Genomic DNA, 2,656 nt, shown 5'->3' on the forward strand with positions numbered 1-2,656 from the left:
GTCGGGCGCTGCCCGGCGTTGCCGCCGGGCGGGACACTACTTTTCTGCCATCGCTTCGATCGCCCGCCTCAGACTAAGTAGGGCGGGGTTCACCCCGCCACCCGGCCCAGCCGCCCGACCAAATCACGAAGGCCGGTACGTTCCCGAGGGTACCGACGCTGCCGGTGTCAGTTCGGTTTGAGATAGTTGAAGGCCTCATCCAATTTCGACAACGGGTACTGATGTGTTTGCGAGTGCGACAAGGTGTATTGTTGTAGGTGAGGTTACGTTTCAAGTACAACAAGATTGATTGTAGTAGTTCTGCCTGCTACATCCTGGCTTGCAGTGTTCGAATTGGCGGCTGGAGTATGACAAGGAATGGAAAGACATCTCGATGGCGCTGTTGAATACCACTATGGAAAGTTTCCGCCCCGAAATCTCGACCTTGCGCTGCTGCTCGACCCAGTAAGTGAGACCAGCGCGGCAATTGCACGCTACGATCAAATGCTGGCTGCAATGCACAACAGCGAAATCCTCCTCGCTCCATTGCGAAATCAGGAAGCTGTTGTATCGTCGCGCATGGAGGGGACGATCTCGACCTTGGATGAGGTGTTGCGGATCGAAGCAGAGGGCGACTCCGATCAGGATGTCGCATTCCGAAGCGCCCGCAGCGAAGCAGTCGAAACATTTCTCTACACTCGGGCAATGCAGCGCATTCAGCGCGACATCGAAGCCGGAAGGCCGTTGTCTGAACACCTGATACGCAGTGCGCACCAGATATTGTTGTCATTCGGACGAGGGGCATTGAAATCGCCCGGCGCTTACAAAACCGAACAAAACTATGTCGGAGAGCGTCGCCGTCAGTCCGTTGCCTTCATTCCGATAAGCCCGGCGGCGCTACCCTCAGGGATGCAAAATCTCATGTCTTTCGTGCGTGACGATCCGCTCAACAAGCTGCTGAAGATTGCAATCGCACATGTTGAATTTGAGGCGCTGCATCCTTTCAAGGACGGGAATGGCCGCATAGGCCGAATGCTGATCACCCTCATGCTGTGGACGTCAGGGTTGATCCGGCAGCCGCATTTCTATGTCAGCGCCTATTTCGAACAGTACCGGGACGACTACATAGAAGGTATGCGCAGAGTCTCATCCGACGATGAATGGACCGAATGGTGTATTTTTTTTCTCGATGGCCTTCGCAACCAAGCCGAGCGAAACATCTCGGTCGCGCAAAGAATTTTCCAACTGTACGATGAAATGAAACTGCGTTTCCGCGAGGAACTCAAAAGTGAATGGGCAATCGAAGCGCTCGACTTCATGTTCGCAAATCCCAGTTTCAAGAACAGCAAGTTCACCAGCCACGATCGAATTCCACCTCATGTCGCCGCAAGCATGAGCCGAAAACTACGCGAAGTCGGAATTCTGTCGCAAATCGTCCCGGGCGCTGGACGACGACCTGCCATCTACGGTTTCGAGCCGTTGATTTCCATCATACGCAATGAGCAATCATCATAGGCGCAGCAGCAAGCGCAGGGTGGGGTTCCACCCCACTATTCGACCAGCGGCGGGGTAGAACCTTGCCCTACGACTGCCACCCTCACTTCCCCAACCGGAAACCCCGGAACTTACGCATCCCCTCCAACTCCTTCTCTGCTTCCGCCGCCAACATGTCGGCAAGCGGGAGATATTGGTGCCGGAGCAGTAACCCAAGCGCTGATCTGGATCTAGTTGACAAAAGGGATTCACATGGCGGGCTGATCTTGGTTCAAGCTGGTATCTGCTATGGAGATCAGCTTGGCACGAGGCCTGATGACGGATGAGTAAAGGGCGTTTCACGAACGCTTCGTCTGGTCGCTTCTCTCACACGATCAGGAATATGGCCGGGAACACACCGTCTGAGCCAGATAACGGTCGACCAAGCCAGGGAGGGCTGAAAGAAATATTGCAACATCTGCCAGGAGATGGAGAAGGATCACACCCGTTGTTTCTTGAATCTGATGTGTTGATCGCCAAGGTCAGCACCAATGCCTTATCGGCGATGAGGGAGAAGCAAGCGGAAATCCATCGGGGCTCGTGGCGATAATCTTTCAGGCCGCCCTAAGAGGCCGGATATACATCAGCAATCGCGACTTCCGATCCAGTGCCAAACAGGCCGTTGCAATCAGGCAGGGTCCATATGCATCCACACACACGCACACACGCTCGACTTCTGAAATGACCCCAGCCGGAAGGACTTACTACAAAGCTGCGACAGATTGTTGGGCGGGTACGGCGTGGGTCGATTGGGTGCGTTCCCATGGGCAGACGCGTCGATTACTCTGCGCTCTTCCAGCCTTCATCCCGGTGCGTGCCGTCGCAATAGGGTTTGATCCCGGACTTTCCGCAGCGGCAGAGCACGTATTTCCGACGGCATGCACCTTCGCCGGGATGGGGGGCGGTCATCTCGACTTCGCGCACATAATAGGGGCCGTCCCGTGCCACCTCGATCCGGGCGCGGTCGGCCACAAGGTGAAGAACGCTATCGCCCATGGCCAGCGCCAGAGCCCCCGAAGGGCAATGCGCGATCACTGACTCAACCTCATTGCGGCTGCCCTTGTCGGGCTGAACCCAGGGCTTCTGGCCCGGGTTGAAAATGTTGGGGGCGATCCGGCCACATTCGGCGGCATGTGAACAGATC

Annotated in this window: 2 protein-coding genes; one reads left to right on the forward strand and one right to left on the reverse strand. The window is 56.0% G+C overall.

The genetic code is table 11. The features are described 5' to 3' along the window. Positions 1–357: 357 nt before the first annotated feature. A complete protein-coding gene (locus tag WBB85_RS05220; protein ID WP_432637570.1) occupies positions 358–1,494 on the forward strand; it encodes a Fic family protein in 1,137 nt (378 codons plus the stop codon). A gap of 798 nt (positions 1,495–2,292) precedes the next feature. Here WBB85_RS05220 and WBB85_RS05225 read toward each other — a convergent pair. Continuing rightward, positions 2,293–2,656, reverse strand: a 364-nt coding sequence (locus WBB85_RS05225) for a (4Fe-4S)-binding protein (protein WP_432637571.1), incomplete at its 5' end; no start/stop codon positions are given.

It is taken from the genome of Albidovulum sp. (assembly GCF_049646345.1).
GTDB lineage: Bacteria > Pseudomonadota > Alphaproteobacteria > Rhodobacterales > Rhodobacteraceae > Albidovulum.